Raw genomic sequence first — 3520 nt, 5'->3', positions numbered from 1 at the left:
CCGCCGCCCCGGCCGCTCCGGCCCCGCTCGCCGCCGCGCCCGCCGCGCCCCCGGCCCCCAAGGCCGCCGCCCCGGCGCTGGCCGCGCCCGCCGCCACTGCCGGCCCCGAGCTGGTCCAGCTCCGCGGCCCGGCGAAGGCCGTCGCCAGCAACATGGACGCCTCGCTGGAGGTGCCGACCGCGACCTCGGTCCGCGCCGTGCCGGCGAAGCTGTTGATCGACAACCGCATCGTCATCAACAACCACCTGCAGCGCGCCCGCGGCGGCAAGGTCTCCTTCACCCACCTGATCGGCTACGCCCTGGTCCAGGCCATCAAGGCCGCCCCGGGCATGAACCACAGCTACAAGGTGGAGGACGGCAAGGCCTTCCTGGTCAAGCCGGAGCACGTCAACCTCGGCCTGGCCATCGACCTGGTCAAGCCCAACGGTGACCGCCAGCTGGTCGTCGCGGCGATCAAGAAGGCCGAGACGCTCGACTTCTTCGGCTTCTGGCAGGCCTACGAGGACATCGTCCGCCGGGCCCGCGCCAACAAGCTGACCATGGACGACTTCACCGGCGTCACGGTCTCGCTGACCAACCCCGGCGGCATCGGCACCGTGCACTCCGTGCCGCGCCTGATGCAGAACCAGGGCACCATCGTCGGCGTCGGCGCCATGGAGTACCCGGCCGAGTTCCAGGGCTCCGCCCCGGAGACCCTGTCCCGCCTGGGCGTCTCCAAGATCATGACGCTGACCTCGACCTACGACCACCGCGTCATCCAGGGCGCGGCGTCCGGCGAGTTCCTGCGCGAGATCCACCGCCTGCTGCTCGGCGAGAACGGCTTCTACGACGAGATCTTCGAGTCGCTGCGGATCCCGTACGAGCCGGTCCGCTGGGCCACCGACGTCGCCACCACCCACGACGACGAGGTCAACAAGACCGCGCGCGTCATGGAGCTCATCCACTCCTACCGGGTCCGCGGCCACCTGATGGCCGACACCGACCCGCTGGAGTACAAGCAGCGCAAGCACCCCGACCTGGACGTCGTCCAGCACGGTCTCACCCTGTGGGACCTGGAGCGCGAGTTCGCGGTCGGCGGCTTCGGCGGCCACAAGATGATGAAGCTCCGCGACATCCTCGGCCTGCTGCGCAACACCTACTGCCGCACCGTCGGCATCGAGTACATGCACATCCAGGACCCGAAGCAGCGCAAGTGGCTGCAGGAGCGCCTGGAGAAGCCGTACGCGAAGCCGGAGCGCGAGGAGCAGCTGCGCATCCTGCGCCGCCTGAACTCGGCCGAGGCCTTCGAGACCTTCCTGCAGACCAAGTACGTCGGCCAGAAGCGCTTCTCGCTGGAGGGCGGTGAGTCGCTGATCGCCCTGCTGGACGCGACCATCGACGCCGCCGCCGAGCACCGCCTGGACGAGGCCGTCATCGGCATGGCCCACCGCGGCCGCCTGAACGTGCTGGCCAACATCGTCGGCAAGCCGTACGGCAAGATCTTCGGCGAGTTCGAGGGCAACCTCGACCCGAAGTCGATGCACGGCTCCGGCGACGTCAAGTACCACCTGGGCGCCGAGGGCACCTTCACCGGCCTGGACGGCGAGACCATCAAGGTCTCGCTCGCCGCGAACCCCTCCCACCTGGAGGCCGTGGACCCGGTCGTCGAGGGCATCGCCCGCGCCAAGCAGGACATCCTGGACCAGGGCGGCACCACCTTCCCGGTGCTGCCGATCCAGATCCACGGCGACGCGGCCTTCGCCGGCCAGGGCGTCGTCGCGGAGACCCTCAACATGTCGCAGCTGCGCGGCTACCGCACCGGCGGCACCGTGCACGTCGTGGTGAACAACCAGGTCGGCTTCACCGCCGCCCCGGCGTCCTCGCGCTCCTCGATGTACTGCACCGACGTGGCCCGCATGATCGAGGCCCCGATCTTCCACGTGAACGGCGACGACCCGGAGGCCGTGGTCCGCGTCGCGCGGCTCGCCTTCGAGTTCCGCCAGGAGTTCCACAAGGACGTGGTGATCGACCTCATCTGCTACCGCCGCCGCGGTCACAACGAGGCCGACAACCCGTCGTTCACCCAGCCGCTGATGTACGACCTGATCGACAAGAAGCGCTCGGTGCGCAAGCTGTACACCGAGGGCCTGATCGGTCGCGGCGACATCACCATGGAAGAGGCGGAGCAGGCGCTCCAGGACTTCCAGGGCCAGCTGGAGAAGGTCTTCGCCGAGGTCCGCGACGCGGCCCAGGCGCCGGCCGACGCCACCACGGGCAAGCCGGTCGCCGACTTCCCGGTCTCCATCCGGACCGGCATCTCCCAGGAGATGGTCAAGCGGATCGCCGCCTCCCAGGTCAACCTGCCGGACTGGCTGACCGTCCACCCGCGTCTGCTGCCGCAGCTGCAGCGCCGCGCCGGCTCGGTCGAGGACAACACCATCGACTGGGCGATGGGCGAGACCCTCGCCATCGGCTCGCTGCTCATGGAGGGCCACCCGGTCCGCCTGGCCGGCCAGGACAGCCGCCGCGGCACCTTCGGCCAGCGGCACGCCGTCCTGATCGACCGCAAGACCGGCGAGGACTACACCCCGCTGCAGTACCTCACCGAGGACCAGGCCCGCTACACCGTCTACGACAGCCTGCTGTCGGAGTACGCGGCCATGGGCTTCGAGTACGGCTACTCGCTGACCCGCCCGAACGCGCTGGTCATGTGGGAGGCGCAGTTCGGCGACTTCGTCAACGGCGCGCAGACCATGGTGGACGAGTACATCGCCTCCGCCGAGCAGAAGTGGGGCCAGCACTCCGGCGTCACCCTGCTGCTGCCGCACGGCTACGAGGGCCAGGGCCCGGACCACTCGTCCGCCCGCCCGGAGCGCTTCCTCCAGCTGTGCGCGCAGAACAACATGACGGTCGCCATGCCGACCCTGCCGTCGAACTACTTCCACCTGCTGCGCTGGCAGGCGCACAACCCGCACCACAAGCCGCTGGTCGTCTTCACCCCGAAGTCGATGCTGCGTCTGAAGGCCGCGGCGAGTGCGACCGAGGAGTTCCTGTCCGGCTCGTTCCGCCCGGTCATCGGCGACAGCACCGTCGACCCGGCGCAGGTCCGCAAGGTGGTCATCACCGCCGGCAAGTTCTACTACGACCTGGAGGCGGCCCGCACCGAGCGCGGCGTCACCGACACCGCGATCGTCCGGGTCGAGCGGCTCTACCCGCTGCCGGTGGCCGAGCTCCAGGAGGAGCTGGCCCGCTACGGCGACAACGTCCAGTTCGTCTGGGCGCAGGAGGAGCCGGCCAACCAGGGCGCCTGGCCGTTCATCGCGATGAACCTGGTCGACCACCTGCAGGTCGTCATCGGCCGCAGCGGCGGCGACGCCCGTCTGCGCCGCGTCGCCCGCACGGCGGCCTCGTCCCCGGCGGTCGGCTCGGCCAAGCGGCACGCCGCCGAGCAGCAGGCGCTGGTCGAGGAGGTCTTCGCGCTCTGACGCGCTGAAGCCCCGCGCCTTCCACGCCCGCGGCCCCGTCCTCCCCACCGGGAGGG

1 protein-coding gene is annotated in these 3520 nt (G+C 70.3%); it reads left to right on the top strand.

The genetic code is table 11. From position 1 onward, the window contains the following. Positions 1-3464 (top strand): multifunctional oxoglutarate decarboxylase/oxoglutarate dehydrogenase thiamine pyrophosphate-binding subunit/dihydrolipoyllysine-residue succinyltransferase subunit (locus ACFU7Y_RS41815; protein WP_380771648.1); only part of this gene is annotated, 3464 nt, incomplete at its 5' end. Between the last annotated feature and the right edge of the window lie 56 nt (positions 3465-3520).

Origin of the sequence: Kitasatospora sp. NPDC057542 (genome assembly GCF_042801945.1) — a bacterium.
Taxonomy (GTDB): Bacteria; Actinomycetota; Actinomycetes; order Streptomycetales; family Streptomycetaceae; genus Kitasatospora.
The sequence above is the reverse complement of the archived record's forward strand: the minus strand, read 5'-3'. Positions and strand labels throughout refer to the sequence as shown.